The following is a 17,965-nucleotide window of genomic DNA, read 5'->3' on the forward strand; positions in this document are numbered from 1 at the left end:
AATCGCTAATCGCTAATCGCTAATCGCTAATCGCTAATCACCTTGCCAACCGCATTCATTACCGGAATCACGGGTCAAGACGGCTCTTACCTAACCGAGCTGTTACTGTCCAAAGGCTATTCAGTCCATGGACTGGTTCGGCGCAGCAGTTCCACAATACGATCGCGGATCGACGAACTCTTTCGCGACAAAGAAATCTACGGCAAGCGTCTGTTCTTGCATTACGCAGACCTAGATGACGTCACCACGATCCGTCGGCTGCTAGTCCAAACCAAGCCCGATGAGCTTTATCACTTGGCTGGGCAAAGCCATGTCGGAATTAGTTTTCAGGTTCCCGAATCAACTTGTCAGTTCACAGCAATGGGGACGCTGAAACTGCTGGAGATACTTAGAGATCTCGAGAAGCGACCAAAGTTTCTTCACATCAGCAGCAGTGAAATTTTTGGCAGCCCGACCTTTGCTCCTCAAAACGAAGACACACCGATGCGGCCGATGACGCCTTATGGTGTCGCCAAAACCTTTGGAACCAACATGACGCGGTTGTATCGCGAATCATTTGATTTTTTCGCCGTCAACGCGATCTGCTACAACCACGAATCGCCGCGGCGAGGAGAATCGTTTGTGACGCGAAAGATTACACGCGCGGCCGCAGCGATCTCGTTGGGCCTGGAGCAAACATTGCAAATGGGCTCACTCGATGGCACCCGCGACTGGGGATACGCACCGGACTACGTGGACGCGATGTGGCGAAGCCTACAACACTCAGTCGCCGAAGACTTTGTCATCGCCACCGGCATCAGCCACAGTGTCGAAGAATTTCTGTCCGCCGCTTTCCAGAGCGTCGGACTGAACTGGAAAGACCATTACCAAGCCGACCCACGATTCATTCGGCCGGCCGAAGTCAGCCAATTGGTTGGTGATGCGAGCAAGGCACATCAAAAACTAGGCTGGAAACCCACCATCGACTTCACAAAACTCGTTGAAGTCATGGTCCAAGCAGACCTAAATGAACTAAAACACAGCTAGTGACTTAGTTAATAAATAAGGAAGTGTCCTGAAATAACTTTCCGGTTTTCTCAACCCGAACGCGTAAGCGAGGGATCTTGTTCGGCGTGGAAATCCCTCGCTTACGCGTTCGGGTTGGGATTTCGTCTAATCAAATCTTCCCGCCAGGTTTCAGTCCATTAGGAGTTCACAGTCCATCATTAGCAGTACCCGACTGAACCCTGGCGGGCCCAGCTACGATAGATTTTGCCAAATACGGAAATTGTTTCAGGACAATTCCTAAGCACACATTGACTGCTCATCAGACTTCGCCCGATAAGGGGCCGTTTCACTCTTCACTCTTCACTCTTCACCTTGCACTCTTCTTTTGTACTCAAACGCCTTTCACAACATCGACCTCTCAAAAACCTCGGTCCTGGTGACCGGCGGGGCGGGATTCATTGGATCCCACATCGTTGAATACTTGGTTAGCCATGGCGTTGGAAAAGTTCGCATCTTGGACAATCTCAGCGAAGGTAAACGCGAGAACATCGAACCGTTCTTGTCTGAACCCAGCGTTGAATTTATCCACGCCGACATCACCGACCCCGTCACGTGCCAAAACGCGTGTGTGGGAATCGACTTTATCAGCCATCAAGCGGCACTTGGATCCGTTCCCCGATCGATCGCCAATCCGCTGGCGACCAACGAAGCCAATGTGACTGGCTTCTTGAACATGTTGACTGCCGCCAAAGACGCCGGCGTAAAGAGGTTTGTCTACGCCAGCAGTTCATCGGTCTATGGGGACAGTCCTGTGTTGCCAAAAAAAGAAGAACGAATTGGACGCCCGCTTTCGCCGTACGCGGTCAGCAAGCGAGTCGACGAGATGTATGCCGAAGTCTTCTCGCTCGCCTACGGCTTTGAAGTCATTGGTCTGCGATACTTCAACGTTTACGGCCCAAGGCAAAAACCTGACGGCCCCTACGCCGCCGCGATCCCGCTGTTCATCGACGCCTTGCTGCACGATCGACCACCGATGATCAACGGTGATGGGGAACAGTCTCGCGACTTCACCTTTGTCGCCAGCGCCGTTCAAGCGAATATCCTGGCAATGGTTTCGGCACCGACTTCGGCAACGGGAAAAGTGTTCAACATCGCCCACGGCCAGCAAACCACGATCAACGAACTGTTTCATTCATTGAGACAATTAGCCGGGTCAAACTTGCAGCCACAACACCGCGAAAACCGAGTCGGCGACGTCCGCCATTCTCACGCCGACATCTCCGCCGCACATCAGCACCTGGGTTACCAGCCAACTGCCGAACTACTGCAGGGGCTAGAAACAACACTGCAGTGGGCGAAAAGCCGGGTTCAGCGAGATTCTTAGCAACTGTCACGAAACAACGGCCCGGTTTTGGGACAAATCTTTCGTAGCTGGGCCCGCCAGGGTTCAGTCGGGTACAGCTAGTATTCCGCGTCACCTCAATTTTCGGGTAGCGGAACTCGCGCGTGAGCCGCAGGGTTCACGAACTTAGTCGTGAATCGGTGAAAGCCGGTTCACTTTAAACGGTGAGGTCGCCCAGAGGTGGCCGAAGCCTACCTCGGCTGGTCCGTTCTGGTCGAGAACTTGTTCCCCGAACTTCATTTTTGGAGGTAAGCAGCTAGTGTCACCCTAAAAAGTGGTATCGAAGGAGCCAAGGAACAAGACCTTGGGAGGATCCACGATTCGGCCTAGACGAAGTGCCAGCTACCGCGAGCCGGTGAAGCATGGCGGTCAACTCGATCGACCGTCGGGCGGCGACAAAAACGGTTAGTCGTCGCTCAAGCGTCAGGGTGGTTGGTGGGTTCACCTCGGGAAAATGGTTCGTGAGCTTGACCGGTGAGGTCCCCCTTTCGTCCGGCGATCGTTATGCATGACATCGACGGTAAGCCAACGTATAAGCCGACGGTGAAATCCGAGGTGATGCGAAGGATAGGAGCCAGAGGCAACCATTCGCCTTGCGAATTTTCCTCCGAGAAACCCTCGGGGCGATCACGGCCCACGCCAAGGCCGCAGAACGCATGGGACCACAGCAGATCCGGAGTAGTCGCCAGTATCGCGATGAAAGGAAAAACCTAGTTTGAGTCCATCGGCAAACGCTCGGCAGAGGCCGCAACGTTAGTCGCCAAAACGTCGAAAGGACCACCAAATGGTCCGTCGGTGCCCTGCAAAGCCTCGACAGCGACCAACCGGCAGCTAAAGAACAACGGCAAGTGGCCCAGCGGACCGTCGGTGGCAGTTAGCAAGACGTAGGATGGCCCTCATGGGTAAGAAACGTAAAGTGCATTCGCTCACCGGTCGCATCGACGACCGACTGCTGATGCAGAGCTTCAAAGCGGTCAAACGAAACCGTGGCGCGGCGGGAATCGATAAAGTCAGCGTTGGGATGTTCGAGGAAAATCTCGACGCCAATCTGGCTGCGCTTAAGCGAGACTTGAAGACAAGGGATACCTTTGTCGCCAAGCCGCTACGGCGCGTGTTCATTCCCAAAGACGCCAAGGGAAAATCGTTTCGTCCGTTAGGCATTCCGGCTGTACGGGATCGGGTCGCACAGGAGGTGATTCGAAGGCTTCTTGAGCCGATCTTCGAGCCGCTGTTTCATGATTGCTCGTTCGGGTTTCGACCAAAACGGAGTTGTCACAAAGCGATTGAGAAGTTGTTGGAGTTCCACGAAGAAGGCGACCGGGTCACCCTGGACGCCGACATCGCTGGATTCTTTGACAACATTCCTCACAAGCTGATTGTCGACGCCGTGGCGGAAGAAGTCGCTGACGGGAACATCCTGAATCTAATCTGGAAATTTCTAGCAGCCGGTGTGATGGAAAACGGAGTTTTCAAACCCACCACGATCGGCACGCCGCAAGGTGGTGTGATCAGTCCGTTGCTTGCCAACATCGTGTTGAACAAACTCGATTGGCGACTGGAGCAGGCGGGGTATCGCTTCGTGCGGTACGCCGACGACTTCGTCGTCGTGTGCAAGGACCGGGTGCAGGCGAAAGCAGCCTTGGAATTAGTCACAGAGGTCATGACCGAACTCGGACTCTCACTGAGTCCCGAGAAGACGAAGATCGCCAGTTACGGGAAGGGTTATGACTTCCTGGGCTTTCGACTTTCGAGCAAGTCACGAACGATGCGAACGAAGTCCGAGGAGAAATTCAAGACGAAGATTCGGGAGATAACGCGTCGGTGTCACAACCTGGACGCCGAGGTAATCAAGAAACTGAACCAAGTGATTCGAGGCACGGCGAACTTTTTCGCCACGAAGTTTTCGACATGTATCAAGCTCTTTCAAAAGCTTGATCGTTGGATTCGGATGCGAGTCCGCAGCATGAAATTCAAACGGAAGTGGTCCAATGACAACTACCGTCTGAGAAAACGAAACCTTCAGAACAAACTTGGGCTGTTGGGGCTCCTGGACTTTACGCAGACAACCATGAGCAAGACGTCACGCTGACTCCTCTTTGGGTCGGCGTCGCGGTCGGACCGCGTCACCGCCTATGAGGCAATCAGCTGGGGGTAGCCCGGTGCGGGAAAGCCGCACGCCGGTAAATACAGGGAATTGACCCTGTCGCTACAACGGGGAGGCGGTGGCTAGGATAACCTAGCCACTGCTTTACCCACTCAAGAGTTTCGGCTACGAGGGGGGACGCCGAAAGTCTACGCGACTTCCGCTACCTCCTAACCGAAGATTGAGCTGACATGGACAGCTAGTAGTGGACTGAACCCTGGCGGGACCAGCTACGGGAAAACCGGGAAGTTATTTTGGAACATTTCCTTAGACTGGGAAATGCTCGTCGATCAGGGCATGCAGAGCATCTGTCCGAGAACAATTGCCTGACCGTATTGCCGGAATCGCGCCGGTGACGCGTCTTGTTCCGGCCTACATCTTTCAAAGCTTTGTAGAAAGTTCTTCAATCGCTGGTTCAAACCGAGAACCAGGAAACTAACGAATGAACGTAAGTCGTTACCCAGAAGCCACTTGAAGCCTAATCTCGTTTTTCTTTGGCTCGTTTGGCACGGGGTCTGCTTTAGTACCAATCATCTTCCAACGAAGACTTGTGACTTAACACTTATCGAAACGGCGAAGGAGACTGCCCATGTTAGTTCTTACACGAAAAGCAAACGAAGAAATCCTGATCGGCGACAACATCAAGATCACCCTGGTCCGAATCAAGGGCGGCAGCGTCCGAGTCGGCATCGAAGCCCCTCGCGATGTCAAAATCATGCGTGGCGAATTGAACCGCTTGGATACCACTGAAATGGACGTCGAGGCCAGCATCGAAATTGATCCGACTGCGGAAGTCTTTGCTCACCCGGAAGCTCAAAACTTGGTCGGTCACTTGAAGGCCAGCCAAAGCCAACCGAAAGCAGGCACTAATCGTGTCGCTCAAGCCGATGCCGTCAGTGCGGCAACCAAGACAGAATTGTTCGTCGGCACCGTTTCACGAAGCGGAAAAGAAACCAAACTGCGTCGTGCCCCGTTGTCAGGCTTTGTTGCCGCTAGCTGAATCAGCGTTGAAGGTTTTGCTGTAGATTTTGATACTGCTGGTATTCAAATTCATCCACTTGTTGTTCCTCGCGGAACACTGGTTGTACCGGAACGGACTGCAGCACTTCGGGTTGTACCGCGATCCGATCGGTTGATCGGCCCGCAACACGATCCTTGGAATCGATTGACTTGATGTGTTCCAACAGGATCCTTCGGACCTCAAAAATTGCTTTGGGTGTCATGTGAATTTTTGTGTGATCGGCGTCCACGATCACTTCGCTTTCGACGTCTTCCATGTGAGCACTTTCGTAATCGACCACCCCGTCACCACGCCCGGCACGTGATGTGATAATGGACGGATTCTCCAGCACGCCAATAATGTTGTGATACTTGACGCCGGGCGATCGTTTCGCCCGCATCATGACCGGAAAGATTGGTGATTCGGGTGCCAACGAATCAATCGCGTTTGCGACGGTCAGCAATTCGGTGTCTTTGAACAACTTGGGATTACTCTGGGCCAGACGTTTACCCACGCTGATCGATTTGGATGGCAGCTTGATGAATTTGCGAGCCAACCACCGCGTGTAGTCGTTCGCAAATTCGCTGCCGCGATGCGGTGTGCTGATCGTGACGACGCGGCGAACCGATTGGTTAGGACGAAAGAACAACGCACTGACAAGTCGGTTGCGATCTTCGTCGTCACCTTTTAACTTCGCGACCGCTTGATCGGCGGTATGGACGGGTTCATCGCTAACGATCTTCCAAAATTCATCGCCACTGTCGATCGTTTGCATGCGGCTGACCAACCCGCCCATGCTGTGTCCGACCAAAACCATCTGGTCAAGCGCGTGATCGCGACGCCCCGGATCAAACGCTTCACGCATTTTTTGCAAGTCACCACGCAACTGCGTCGCGCTCAACCAAAACGGCTGGCCGGACGGATACAGGTAAAACCAAAACTGATAGCGTTCGCGGATCTCGGGGAAGCTACGCAGGTCATTAAACATGTCCATCCACGTCATCGGCGACGACCACAAACCATGAACCATCAGGACCGGGATTCGGTCGGGATCGTAGGGTTCCAACATGTAGAGCCCTTTTTTCTCCAGCGATTCATTGGGATCCAGCAATCCTTCGGTCGCTTTATTGCGGCGACGAAATTCAGGACTGTCCAAAAAGAATGCCAGCGGTGTGGTCAGGTCCGTTTCCAGCGGTACCCATTGTTTGTCCAACTGGATTTGGTTGGCAGTTAACGGATCAAAGAATTCTAATACACAAACTTTTGATTGTCCCGGCCGACCGCCATCCTTAGGTTCCACGCATCGCATCATCGCGGTGACGGAATAGGAAAGTCCATCGGGGTAGTACTCTTCTGCATCCTTGCGGTCATCTTGGGTCCGACGAACCGCGATCAACGGAACGCCCAAACCGTACGTCGTGTGACGATTGCGAAGTGTTTCGATTTCGTAATCGCTAACAAATTCGTAGTGATCAAATTCGTCGGATTTCCATTGGCCCCGCATCTCGGTTCGAATCACAAATTCGCGGTCAGGCGTTTGAATGCTGTAGGTTTGTCCCGGCTGAATTTGGTTCTCTTTGCAAAGCAATCGCAGCGTGTCTTCGAGCGATTCGTTGTAAATGTCACAGGCACCGCGGAACTGCGGATCGTAAAAATTGCGAGTCGTGCCCAGATCGTTACTAAACAGATAGTCGTAGCTGTTGGTCAGCGCGACGCCATACTGGTTAAGCGCTAAACTCATGTCACCTGAATGCTCGGCAAGCTTGCCTTCTACGTAAGACAATTCGCTGAGCGCGTAGATCAGTTCGCCGTCCGGGGTATCAGCAATCCGCTCGCGAATTTCTTGGAAGCATTTTTTGTGGTCTTTCTGATAGCTGACATCCAAGTCATATCGCCGCAGCGTATGCCAAGTCCGGTCGCTGATCTGCGGCCCCTTTTTGCTGACCAGATTCAGCGTCGATGCGAGCGCATTGTCACGAACCTTGCGGTTGGACAAATAGCTGGTCGTTGCACAACCGCTGATGCTGAAAACCAGCGAAACCCCAACGCAAACGATCGCGCAAGCGCGAACCCAATGCGCGGTGGCATTGATTGGCAAACGGTGGGCACGGATTTCGTGAATGGGCATCCTGCGCGACAATGACCCGATCCTTGGGACGATTTAGAGCCCGGAAAGTAGGAAGATTCACGGTCGCATGTCAACGTGTTTCGCGAGTTCCACGTAAACATGGGTGCAGGCATCCAAATCGCTAGGTTTCTTGTAGGCCGTAGCGAGTGGAGCGAGTTACGGCGTTTTGCAGCCCTGCCGTAACTCGCTTTACTCGCTACGGCCTACTTAAATAACTTCCCGTTTTTCCCGCGACTGGGCTCGACTGACCCCTGGCGGGCCCAGCTACGACAGATTCCGCCAATTTCAGGACAGTTTCTTACTGCCCCAGCTTCAAAACTTGAAAAACTTGCCGCTGATGCTGGCTGGGTTGTCGGCGACCTGTTCAGGAGTTCCCTCGGCGACGATCTGGCCCCCATCCGCTCCACCGCTTGGGCCCATGTCGATGATCCAATCACAGGCTGACAGCAAATCGAAGTTGTGTTCGATGACCAAAACCGTATTTCCCGCGTCCACCAATCGCTGCAGCACGTCCACCAAACGCTGGACATCCGCAAAGTGCAATCCGGTGGTCGGTTCATCCAGCAAGTACAGCGTGCTGCCTGTGGACACTCTGGCCAATTCAGTTCCCAATTTAATTCGCTGGGCTTCACCACCCGACAACGTGGTGCTGGCTTGCCCCAGATGCAAATAGCCAAGCCCCACATCTTGCAGCGATGCCAACAAGCGAGAAATCTTTGGCACGTTCTCGAAAAATTCCGCCGCACCATCGATCGACATTTCCAACACGTCGGCCACGTTCGCGCCCTTGAAACGAACTTGCAACGTTTGGCGATTGAAACGTCTTCCGCCGCATCGCGTGCAGGTGACAAACAGGTCGCTCAGGAAATTCATCGCGATCCGTTCAACGCCATGGCCCTTGCACAGTTCGCATTGCCCCGACTTGGAATTAAAGCTAAATCGGCTGGTGGAAAAGCCACGGGTTTTGGCTTGGCGAGTGGCTGCGAAGACCTTGCGAACCTCGTCAAGCACGCCCGCGTACGTCGCTGGGCACGAACGGGGACTGCGTCCAATCGGCGTCTGGTTGATCGGCACCAGTTTGTCGATCTTTGTCGCACCGCGAATCGATTTCAACGGTCCCGGTGCCGGTGTTTGCAAACCCAGCTTTTGCGCCAGAGCGGGATACAACGTGTCGCTGATCAGCGAACTTTTACCGCTTCCCGAAACGCCGCTGATGCCGACCAGTGACGCCAGCGGAATTTTCGCCGTCACGTTTTTCAGATTGTTTAAGCTGGCGTCGGTGATTGTGATCCAGTGCTTCGCTGTCCGACGCTGATCCGGGATCGTGACTTGTTCTTTCCCTGACAGGTATTGTCCCGTCAGGCTTTTTCGATTCTTGATGACTTGCTTGGGCGTTCCTTCGGCAATGATGTGCCCGCCATGCTTCCCCGCACCGGGGCCGATGTCAACTAAGCGGTCAGCCGCCAACATCGTCGCTTCGTCGTGTTCAACAATCACAATTGTGTTGCCCTGCGATTGCAATTCTTTGATGCAATCGATCAATCGCCCATGATCGGCCGGATGCAAACCGATCGATGGTTCGTCCAGGACATAGCAAACACCAACCAATCCGCTGCCGATGCTGGTCGCCAATCGAACACGTTGCAGTTCGCCGCCGGACAAAGTGTCGGCAGCCCGGCTTAGCGTTAAGTAATGCACACCAACGCGGCCCAGGAATTCAATTCGCCGCGTGACTTCGCGAACAATCGGCAGTGCGACGGCTTGCTGAAGTGGCGTCAGCGATTGCTCACACTCGCCAAGCCAATCGCCAGCACCGGCCAGCGGCATCGCGGTCAATTCATGAATCGCACAGCCCGCAATGGTCACTCGCCTGGCCTGGATGCAGAGCCGTGACCCTTCGCATTCGGGACACACTTCATCCGCATTCTCACCGACCTTTCCCAAACCTTCGCAAGTTGGGCAGGCTCCGTAGGGACTATTAAACGAAAACGTTCGCGGTTCAACTTCGGCGAAACTTGTGCCGCAATCGGGGCAGGCCATCGCGGTTGAGTACAACGTCTCGTCCCAGACTTCACGGTCTTTCGCCGATGGATCTTGCACCATCGAATTGATCAGACCGTCACCCAACCGCAGTGCCAACGCGACCGAATCACGAAGCCGCGATTCGATTCCATCACGAATGACCAAGCGATCGATGACGGCTTCGATGGTGTGGTTTTTTCGTGGAGCCAGCACCGGGACGTCTTCGAGCGGATACATTTCGCCATCAACGCGAACGCGGACAAGGCCCGCTTTCTGAATCGATTCAAAGACGTCCTTGTGAACGCCTTTGCGTCCACGGACCATCGGAGCCAAAACCACTAGCTTGGTTTTGTCGGCAAGAGCCAACAGCGAATCAGCGATCGCGTCGGGTGACTGAGTCGCAATTTCGCTGTTGCATTCGGTGCAGTGCGGTGTGCCCGCGCGAGCAAAAAGCAATCGCAGGTAGTCGTAGATTTCTGTGATCGTGGCAACGGTGCTGCGCGAACCAGAAGTGGTGTTCTTTTGGTCGATCGCCAGCGTCGGCGCGAGTCCGTTGATCGAATCAACGTCGGGCCGCGGAATCTGGTCTAGGAATTGTCTGGCGTATGCCGAAAGCGAATCGATGTATTGCCGTTGCCCTTCGGCGTACAAGGTATCAAAGGCCAGCGAGCTCTTGCCGCTGCCCGAAACGCCGGTGATGACCGTGATTTTCCCACGCGGAATATCAAGGTCAACGTTCTGCAAGTTGTGAACGCGAGCGCCACGAATTTCGATAACAGACAAAGGCGAGCGTCGCTACAAAAGAGAATCAAACAAATCGCAACAACGCGTACTTCCGTTTTCCACGTCTGAAAACCATCACGGTTTCGCTGGCCAGGTCAGACGTTGCCAGCCGTTTCTTTTCGTCGGTTTCGCGAGTGTTGTTAACGTACACGCCGCCTTCCTTGATCGCACGCCTGGCTTCGCCGCCCGACTTTACTAAGCCGGTCGCCTGCAATGCATCCACGATCCAGTATCCGTCGCCGTCCAGGTTTGAACGATCGACTTCACTGCTTGGGACGTCGGCAAAAATCGAACCAAGGCTGGCGTCGGTCGCGTCACCGATCTCGCCACCGAACAGAATTTCTGACGCGCGAGTCGCTGTGGCCAGGCCTTCGTCGCCATGGATCAAGACCGTCATCCACTCGGCCAAACGATTCTGCGCCGCACGTTTTTCAGGCTCCGAGGCCGTGGCGGCGGCAAGCGAATCATATTCCTGGCGGTCAATCTCGGTCAGGTAAGCGATGCATCGCATCACGTCGGCGTCATCGACGGTTCGCCAGTATTGAAAGAATTCATACGGACTGGTGCGATCAGGATCCAACCAAATCGCACCCTTTTCCGTCTTGCCCATCTTCTTGCCATCGGACGTCGTCAGCAACGGCGCGGTGATGCCGAACAATTGCTGACCCAACATGCGGCGACCAAGATCGATGCCCGCAGTGACGTTGCCCCATTGATCACTGCCGCCGGCTTGGATCAGGCAGCCATGATTTTTGGCCAAGTAAACGAAGTCGTAAGCCTGCAACAACATGTAACTGAATTCGGTGTAACTAAGTCCCGCTTCGCTGTCCAACCGCGAACGCACAGACTCTTTGCCCATCATCGCTCCGACAGGAAAATTCTTGCCGACGTCGCGTAAGAATTCCAAGTAAGAATAGCCCTGCATCCAATCAAAATTGTTCAGCAACATCGCAGCGTTTTCGCCGTCAAAATCAAGCAGCATTCGCATCTGAGCCGCAACGCCGTCCACGTTTTCTTGCAACTGCTGGGCAGTTAGCAAATTTCGTTCTTCGCTCTTGCCGCTGGGGTCGCCAATCATTCCGGTCGCCCCGCCGACCAAGGCAATTGGCCGATGCCCAGCTTTTTGGAAACGCCGCAACATCATCAACTGCATCAACGATCCGACATGCAAACTGGTCGCGGTCGGGTCGAAGCCGATGTAGACGGTTTGAGAGCCTGAATCAAGCAATTTTTGCAGGCCGGTTTCATCCGTGGATTGATGAATCAGTCCCCGCCACTTCAATTCCCCAATGAGTGAGTTTTCGACCAGTGAGTTTTCGGGTTTATTTTCAGGCATGATTAGCGGGCATGATTTGATTGGGCTTGTTGGCGAGCCAAGATGGCTTCGGCTACCAGCAGGTCTTCGGGGTAAGTAATTTTTAAGTTGTCGGCCGATCCGCGAACGATGGAAATCGCATGTCCCGTTCGTTCGACCAGTTCCGCATCATCGGTGGCGGGTCGCCCATTGTGATGGGAATACGCGTGCCGCAACAGCCCCGCATCAAACACCTGCGGCGTCAAAGCTTCGTACAAATCTTCTCGATTCACCGTTTGCGTATGACTGCCCAGGTCTCGGCGGATCGTACCCGACAACGGAGCCGCCAAGATTGCCGCTTTGCTGCTGATGACAACCGAAAAAAGCGTTTGCAGATCTTCGGGACTAACCAAAGGACGCGCCGCATCATGAACGGCAATCCAGCGCACGGATTCATCGCCTTCGATCCGTTTCAGCCCTTGCCGAACGCTGTCACTTCGCTGATCGCCGCCAGCAACAAACTCGACGCCAAGCGATTCGGCGAGTTCGGCATGTTGGACCAAGAAATAATCTCGATCCGCGTCCGCAATCGGCAGCACGATTCGTCCAACGCACGGTTGGTCACGCAATCGCCGGACGGACATCACCCACAACGCGACACCATCAATTTTGGCAAACAGCTTGTTCGTTTCGCTACCAAATCGACGCCCGCTACCCGCAGCCGGGACGATGACGGCGACACTGCCAGGCGGTGGTGTTGGTTTGGGTTGCATCGGTTGGGTGAGAGCCTGCTTCGACTGATCAGGTGTGGTTCGTTTAGCCGCGTGGGCATCGCCCCGCGCGTTCGGGGCTAGCACGACGCGCGGGGCGATGCCTGGGCTGATGAAAATGCGGTGGGAGAGGTTTTTAGCGAACCAGTCGAACATTGCAAATTGCAAAATGAACATTGCAAATTGAAAATTCTTGGGAAGCGTTATTTGCTGATCAATTTACATTTTGCAATGTTCATTTTGCAATTTGCAATCAACACCGAGGCCGTTCAGCCACAAATCCCCAAAGCCATCCAGTTTCCCTCCACGCAAGCATCTACGTCAGCCCGGGCGATGCCCGCGCGGTTAAACGATTCGACTACTTCTTCTTCGCGAACGCTCGCTTCAGCTCATCCAATCCTGTTAAACCTCTTGCCACCGTCATCACTGCTTCGGTTTGCAATCCACGGAAACCTTCGCCTTTGGCAATCGCGGTCAGTTGTCCCAAGTCTTGTGTTTTGGTCAGTGCATCACGTAGTTTTTCGCCGGGAATCAACAGCTCGAAAATTGCGATCCGGCCGTAATAGCCGCGAGCGTTGCAAACTTCACACGGAACCAGCGGCGCGGGGCGTCCGTTTTCATCGACCTGCTGCTCGATCGGCGGTGGAATGAAAGGTTGGTACAACACCGCGACACGTCCTGGTGGGATGCCCAACTGTTTCAGCAATTGCGGCGGCGGTTCAAACCCGACTTTGCAGTTATCACACAAACGCCGAATCAGTTTTTGACCCAACACAGCACCGATTGATTTTGCAATTCGTTCCCGCTGATCTGGATAGCGAGCCATAAACTGAACCAAGCCGGCGAGCGCACCGCTGGCGACAATCCGCGTATAGATCTGCTTCTCGATCTTCTCGACTTGATCCAACGCAAGGCCCAACGATTCGGGTTCAGGCAGGCCCGGGAACATCAAAACATCGGGCTCTTTCAGAATCATCTTTTTGAGCAGCGACAATTCGGTCAGCCCGGTATCGCCGCCGAAAAAGTTGGGGCTGATGTTGATAATTTCCGGTTCCGGGCTTTCTTGATTCTCGAACGATTGGAAGTCTCGAACCAATCGGTCGGCCGCGTTCACCGCGACGGTCCAGGTCGTTGTCAGCCCTTCGCCTTTGGGAGCCGTAATTAGGACCATGCCAGAATCTTGGTTGAGCTGTTCCTTGAACGTCTCCAGCATTTTGTCTCGCATCCCCAGATCGCTCATCCGCTCAAACGGAATCTTCAACGACTCGATTCGGGCCAGCACACGTTCGCCGGTGGGAACCCCTTGGGACTGCAAATGCAAATCAAGTTTATCCTTGGACAACTTGATTCCGCAGACGCCCGATTGTTGACTGCGACGATCCGCCGGGTTCATTTCGCAGAGCTGTTTCAGTGCATACAGCATCGCGTCGCCGGTTTCGCGATCGAGCGGTTCCAGCATTTCCCAGGCACCATCAATTTGGTACCGAATCGCACAACCTGTTTTGGAAAAGTCCAACAACATGTGAGTCGCACGGCCTTGAATCGCGTGAGACAGCACGCCCGCTGCAACTTCAAAACCAGCACCCTGGCGAGCTTGAATCAGGACCGACTGGGCCTCGGTGCGATCAGCACACTTGGGGGCAAACTCGACGGGAGCCACCGTTTGCCAAAATTGAAGTTCTTCTTGTGCCATAGTTTTGTTTCAGTTGTCTTTAAGACGGTGTTAAAACGTAGCTGATCCCGCTAGGGTTCAGTCCACGATCGTAGGGAGCTTGACTGAACCCTGGCGGGATCAGCTACGGGCAGGTCGCTGAATAAATACCGAGGCCTTACAAAATACCCGGTGCCTTTACGTCGATGCCCTTGAGCGCCATTTTCAGAGCGTCTTTATTCGGGGCAACCGCGAACGCAGTCGGACGGTCAATCAATTCATCATCGATCAACTGCTTCAAGCTCATCGTAAAGTCCTGCATCCCGTCGGCTTCACCGATGCGAATCGCGTCGGGCAGTTTATGGTCCTGGCCTTCCAGCACCAACTTGCGAATCATCGGAGTGAAGGTCATCACTTCGCACGTTGGAACTCGCGGAACATCGGGGCGAATCGTCTTCAGCAATTTCTGCGCGACGATACCTTTCATGTTGAACGCGATCGCCGACCGAATGGCATTGTGCATTTCTTCGGGGAACAAATCCAAAATCCGACCGATCGTCGTCGATGCACTCGCCGCGTGAATCGTCCCGAACACCAAGTGACCTGTTTCCGCTGCATGGATCGCCGTCATGAACGTTTCCTCGTCGCGAAGCTCACCAACCAAAATGATGTCGGGGTCTTCCCGCACCGCGTGCTTCATTCCGACTGAGAAATCCAGAACGTCTTGACCGATTTCACGTTGATTGATCAACGACTTGTCTTCGGTGAAGATAAATTCAATCGGATCCTCCAACGTCAGGATGTGTTTTCGATAAATGCTGTTGATGTAGTTCAGCATCGATCCGATCGTCGTACTTTTCCCCGAACCTGTCACGCCAGCGAGCAGCACCATCCCTTGATCGAAGTGACAAAGCGTTTCAATCGACTCGGGCAAATAAAGGCCGCGGAAATCGGGGATGTAGTTACTAATCCGCCGCGCGACCAATCCAATGTTACCGAGCGACTTCAACATGTTGACGCGAAACCGCCATCGTGTTCCATCGACGTGCATCAGGTGCGAAAAGTCAGCGCCGCCTTCGGCTTCAAAAATCAGCAGGTTGCGTTGGTCCATCATCGGGATCAGCAACCGCACCATTTCTTCCGCTTCGATCGGCGGTCGGTTGAGCGGTTTGAGTTCGCCGCGAACCCGGACCATGGGCGGTTGGCCGACTTTCATGTGAAGGTCGGACCCTTCTAATTTGACGAGAGCCTTGAAGATCTTATCGACTTCCAGTTCGCCCTTTTCTTGCAGCAGGTTCTCGCGAAGTCGAGCGGCAACTGCTTCCGCTGAATTATCTGCACCAAGTTGAGTAGGCGTGGGAGGAGCCGAGCCATTTTTATGCGACATGCGAAACGTTTAGTTGGGAAAAAGAATTGTTCTGGTCGCATTGTATTCTAAGCGAACGCAGGCCGGAACAAGAGCACCGTAGTTCCGGCAAAAACGCTAATCAGAAAGTGTCCCGAGGCAACTTTCCAACTTCCCAACCCGAATGCGTAAGCGAGGGATACTGTTCTGCGTGGAAATCCCTCGCTGACGCGTTCGGGTTGGGATTTGGTGGAATCCAGTCTCCTGAATCTATTCCGGGACCATTCCTAGGCAGCCATCCGTTCGCCCGAACCAGATTCTGACAATCCGAATTCAGTGCGAATTCGGCCACTGCGACTTGTTTCGCTGCGAATCGCCTGGTTGGTTGCCAGGTCTTCTGGATTGGCGTACCCGCGGCCATGGTCCAGATGCAGCAGCAAGGTGTCGAACCGAACATGCTTGCCGCGAATGCCAGCGTTTTCAAGTCGCTCGCCAAGTTCGCGATCCTCGCCACCGTACCGCATTCGTTGGTCAAACCCGCCGGCTGCCACCAAGTCGTCTCGCCAACCTGACGAATTGTTGCCGTTCCAAGTCGGCCGAGTCGTGGTCAATGCGTTCAAGACCCCAGCGGTCCGACGTCCCGCAGCAATCCGCATCCAGCGATGCGAAAAGGGCAAGCCGCTACGACGAAGCCAAGACAAATCGAACGCTTCGCCACTGCAAATATCGTCTTCCGAAATTCGTTTACTCAAACCCATCGGCAACTTGTAGTAGCCACCCGATAGAAACGTTTTCGGTTCCGCGTGCCGATGATGCTTGGCAACAAAGTCACTGCGAGGAATGCAGTCGCCATCGGAAAACAACAAGTAGTCACCGCTGGCAACCTTAATCGCCTGATTCAAAATCGTTGTCTTGCGAAATCCATCATCGGGATGCCAGACGTGCCGAATTTCGATGTTGGACTGATCAACAAAGCGGTCCACCACATGATCGGTCTCCACGCTTGATCCATCATCCGCGACAATGATCTCGAATCGATCGTGCGATTGACATGCATACCCAGACAGCACCTTGGACAACCATTCCGGTTGGTTAAAAGTTGACAGGATGACGCTGATGAAATCAGGGGTGCGTTTCATGGTTGTGATGATGACATAGGTTGTTGGGCGTTACGCAACGCCGTAAAGGGTTTCTAAACTGTTTAACCGCGTGGGCATCGCCCCGCGCGTCCATGCGGGGCGAAACGCGCGGGGCGATGCCCACGCGGCTAAACAAAACAATGGGTTTTTACTGGATAAAAACTCTTCACGGCGTTGGGCGTTACGCTGCTTGTTGTTGTGACGAACTACTTCCAGCTTCGCTGGTGTAAAAATCCTGGTTGTGAAACGGCATGCTGATCGACCGCGTTGGTAGATCGAATTTGCCGTCGCGGATGCCCTTCAAAAATCTGCCCTGGCAAAGGTGAGCGTCAAAGAAGGCGGCTGCATTGGTTCGCAGGTTTGCAATTTCGTCTTTTGGCATTCGCAGAACTCGATCGATTGCCGCGATCAATCCTTCGCGGCCTCGGAACGTGATCGCAGTCTCGCCATCAACCAGTCGCGGCGTGACTCGGTCGTCGTATTCCAAAATTGGCACGGTTCCAACGGCCATCGATTCGACCAAGTGATGACAAGTCGGTTGCGATGACCCGGGGGCGCAAAGAAAGAAGTCGGCCGTCGCGATCGTCGGCAACCAATCCTCCGCCGTGATCGATGATTCACGCGAATCCTTCAAACAAATGAATTCGGGATCGGCGAATGGGAACTGATCTCGGATCGCGCGAATCACTTCGATGCGATCCATGATGCCAAATTGTTGACTCAGTTTTCCCTGGCCGTATTTTGGCTTTTGATTTCCGGCAAAGAAAACGCGATGGTCTCGTTGTCTGTCACCGCGTAGTGAATCTAAATTTGTCGGTGGCCAATGGTCCAGAGTCGCGGGATGCATCGGATACGGCATCACGGGCATTCCGGGTTCCGGTTCGCAACCGACTCGCAACCAAATCGCGGTCGCATCGCCGCTGTCGTGGTCGGTCAGGCGCAGGCAGTTCGCGGGCAAGGGTTCGGTCGGCGTCAGGTAGGCTGCGTTGCTTAGCGCCAGCATTTCGCGACCATGTTGTTTCCGAGCAATCACTGCCAAGACAGACGACGGGCATCTCAGCAAAAACGGCGACCCAATCGCGATACTTTGCTGAGCCAACGCGGCCAGATGGCGTCCGCAGTCGAAGCAGAAGTCGGTTGTCGCTAGATCCAGAACGATCGGACGTTCGTTTAGGCCGATTGCCCCAGATCGTTCGCTGGACAAGAGTGCTTGCGCGTGACGAAAATCAAACGGGAATCGGATCCAATCTTTCAGCGTCACGAGAAACTCATTTTCCTTGGGGCCGGATCTTCAACTAAAT

At 54.0% G+C, this 17,965-nt stretch carries 12 protein-coding genes; 4 read left to right on the forward strand and 8 right to left on the reverse strand.

Annotated elements, in window-relative coordinates:
• Nucleotides 1-42 precede the first annotated feature (42 nt).
• The 4 genes from RC85_RS02455 to RC85_RS02470 all read left to right on the forward strand — a co-directional run bounded on the left by RC85_RS02455 (nt 43) and on the right by RC85_RS02470 (nt 5,532).
• Nucleotides 43-1,026 carry a GDP-mannose 4,6-dehydratase gene (locus RC85_RS02455; protein ID WP_068258305.1) on the forward strand — a complete coding sequence of 328 codons (984 nt, stop codon included), beginning with the start codon at nt 43-45 and terminating at the stop codon, nt 1,024-1,026.
• Nucleotides 1,027-1,372: 346 nt separating this feature from the next.
• Nucleotides 1,373-2,371: an SDR family oxidoreductase gene (locus RC85_RS02460; protein WP_068258307.1), complete on the forward strand. Its 999-nt coding sequence runs from the start codon at nt 1,373-1,375 to the stop codon at nt 2,369-2,371.
• Between the two features lie 916 nt (nt 2,372-3,287).
• Nucleotides 3,288-4,478: a group II intron reverse transcriptase/maturase gene (gene ltrA / locus RC85_RS02465; protein ID WP_068258308.1), complete on the forward strand. Its 1,191-nt coding sequence runs from the start codon at nt 3,288-3,290 to the stop codon at nt 4,476-4,478.
• A gap of 643 nt (nt 4,479-5,121) precedes the next feature.
• Nucleotides 5,122-5,532, forward strand: coding sequence for a carbon storage regulator (locus tag RC85_RS02470; RefSeq protein WP_068258309.1), 411 nt, complete (start codon nt 5,122-5,124; stop codon nt 5,530-5,532).
• Nucleotide 5,533: 1 nt separating this feature from the next.
• On the opposite strand, the gene RC85_RS02475 is transcribed toward RC85_RS02470, so the two are convergent.
• The 8 genes from RC85_RS02475 to RC85_RS02510 form a co-directional block, all read right to left on the reverse strand.
• On the reverse strand, nt 5,534-7,660 hold the full coding sequence (locus RC85_RS02475; RefSeq protein WP_068258310.1) for an esterase/lipase family protein: 2,127 nt from the start codon (nt 7,658-7,660) through the stop codon (nt 5,534-5,536).
• Nucleotides 7,661-7,972: 312 nt separating this feature from the next.
• Complete coding sequence (gene uvrA / locus RC85_RS02480) at nt 7,973-10,465, reverse strand: excinuclease ABC subunit UvrA (RefSeq protein WP_068258312.1); 2,493 nt, start codon at nt 10,463-10,465, stop codon at nt 7,973-7,975.
• A 25-nt stretch (nt 10,466-10,490) separates the two neighbouring features.
• Nucleotides 10,491-11,801 (reverse strand): tyrosine--tRNA ligase, encoded by a 1,311-nt coding sequence (tyrS, locus tag RC85_RS02485; protein WP_068258314.1) that lies wholly within the window; start codon nt 11,799-11,801, stop codon nt 10,491-10,493.
• A 2-nt stretch (nt 11,802-11,803) separates the two neighbouring features.
• Nucleotides 11,804-12,532: a 2-C-methyl-D-erythritol 4-phosphate cytidylyltransferase gene (gene ispD / locus RC85_RS02490; RefSeq protein WP_068258384.1), complete on the reverse strand. Its 729-nt coding sequence runs from the start codon at nt 12,530-12,532 to the stop codon at nt 11,804-11,806.
• Between the two features lie 355 nt (nt 12,533-12,887).
• Entirely contained in the window at nt 12,888-14,222 is a 1,335-nt protein-coding gene (locus tag RC85_RS02495; RefSeq protein ID WP_068258316.1) for an ATPase, T2SS/T4P/T4SS family, read from the reverse strand.
• Nucleotides 14,223-14,358: 136 nt separating this feature from the next.
• The gene (locus tag RC85_RS02500; protein WP_068258320.1) at nt 14,359-15,567 is read right to left on the reverse strand and encodes a type IV pilus twitching motility protein PilT; all 1,209 of its coding nucleotides are present in this window, start codon (nt 15,565-15,567) and stop codon (nt 14,359-14,361) included.
• 245 nt (nt 15,568-15,812) lie between these two features.
• Nucleotides 15,813-16,664 (reverse strand): glycosyltransferase family 2 protein, encoded by an 852-nt coding sequence (locus tag RC85_RS02505; RefSeq protein ID WP_068258321.1) that lies wholly within the window; start codon nt 16,662-16,664, stop codon nt 15,813-15,815.
• A 181-nt stretch (nt 16,665-16,845) separates the two neighbouring features.
• Nucleotides 16,846-17,925 carry a glycosyltransferase gene (locus RC85_RS02510; RefSeq protein ID WP_068258322.1) on the reverse strand — a complete coding sequence of 360 codons (1,080 nt, stop codon included), beginning with the start codon at nt 17,923-17,925 and terminating at the stop codon, nt 16,846-16,848.
• Between the last annotated feature and the right edge of the window lie 40 nt (nt 17,926-17,965).

Source organism: Rubripirellula obstinata (genome assembly GCF_001642955.1).
Taxonomy (GTDB): Bacteria; Planctomycetota; Planctomycetia; order Pirellulales; family Pirellulaceae; genus Rubripirellula; species Rubripirellula obstinata.

Bases quoted from the DNA above. Each gene is read 5' to 3' on its own strand.
- tyrS (WP_068258314.1), bottom strand. From the start codon at position 11,801: ATGCCTGAAAATAAACCCGAAAACTCACTGGTCGAAAACTCACTCATT.
- RC85_RS02505 (WP_068258321.1), bottom strand. From the start codon at position 16,664: ATGAAACGCACCCCTGATTTCATCAGCGTCATCCTGTCAACTTTTAAC.
- RC85_RS02500 (WP_068258320.1), bottom strand. From the start codon at position 15,567: ATGTCGCATAAAAATGGCTCGGCTCCTCCCACGCCTACTCAACTTGGT.
- RC85_RS02475 (WP_068258310.1), bottom strand. From the start codon at position 7,660: ATGCCCATTCACGAAATCCGTGCCCACCGTTTGCCAATCAATGCCACC.
- ispD (WP_068258384.1), bottom strand. From the start codon at position 12,532: ATGCAACCCAAACCAACACCACCGCCTGGCAGTGTCGCCGTCATCGTC.
- RC85_RS02495 (WP_068258316.1), bottom strand. From the start codon at position 14,222: ATGGCACAAGAAGAACTTCAATTTTGGCAAACGGTGGCTCCCGTCGAG.
- RC85_RS02470 (WP_068258309.1), top strand. From the start codon at position 5,122: ATGTTAGTTCTTACACGAAAAGCAAACGAAGAAATCCTGATCGGCGAC.
- ltrA (WP_068258308.1), top strand. From the start codon at position 3,288: ATGGGTAAGAAACGTAAAGTGCATTCGCTCACCGGTCGCATCGACGAC.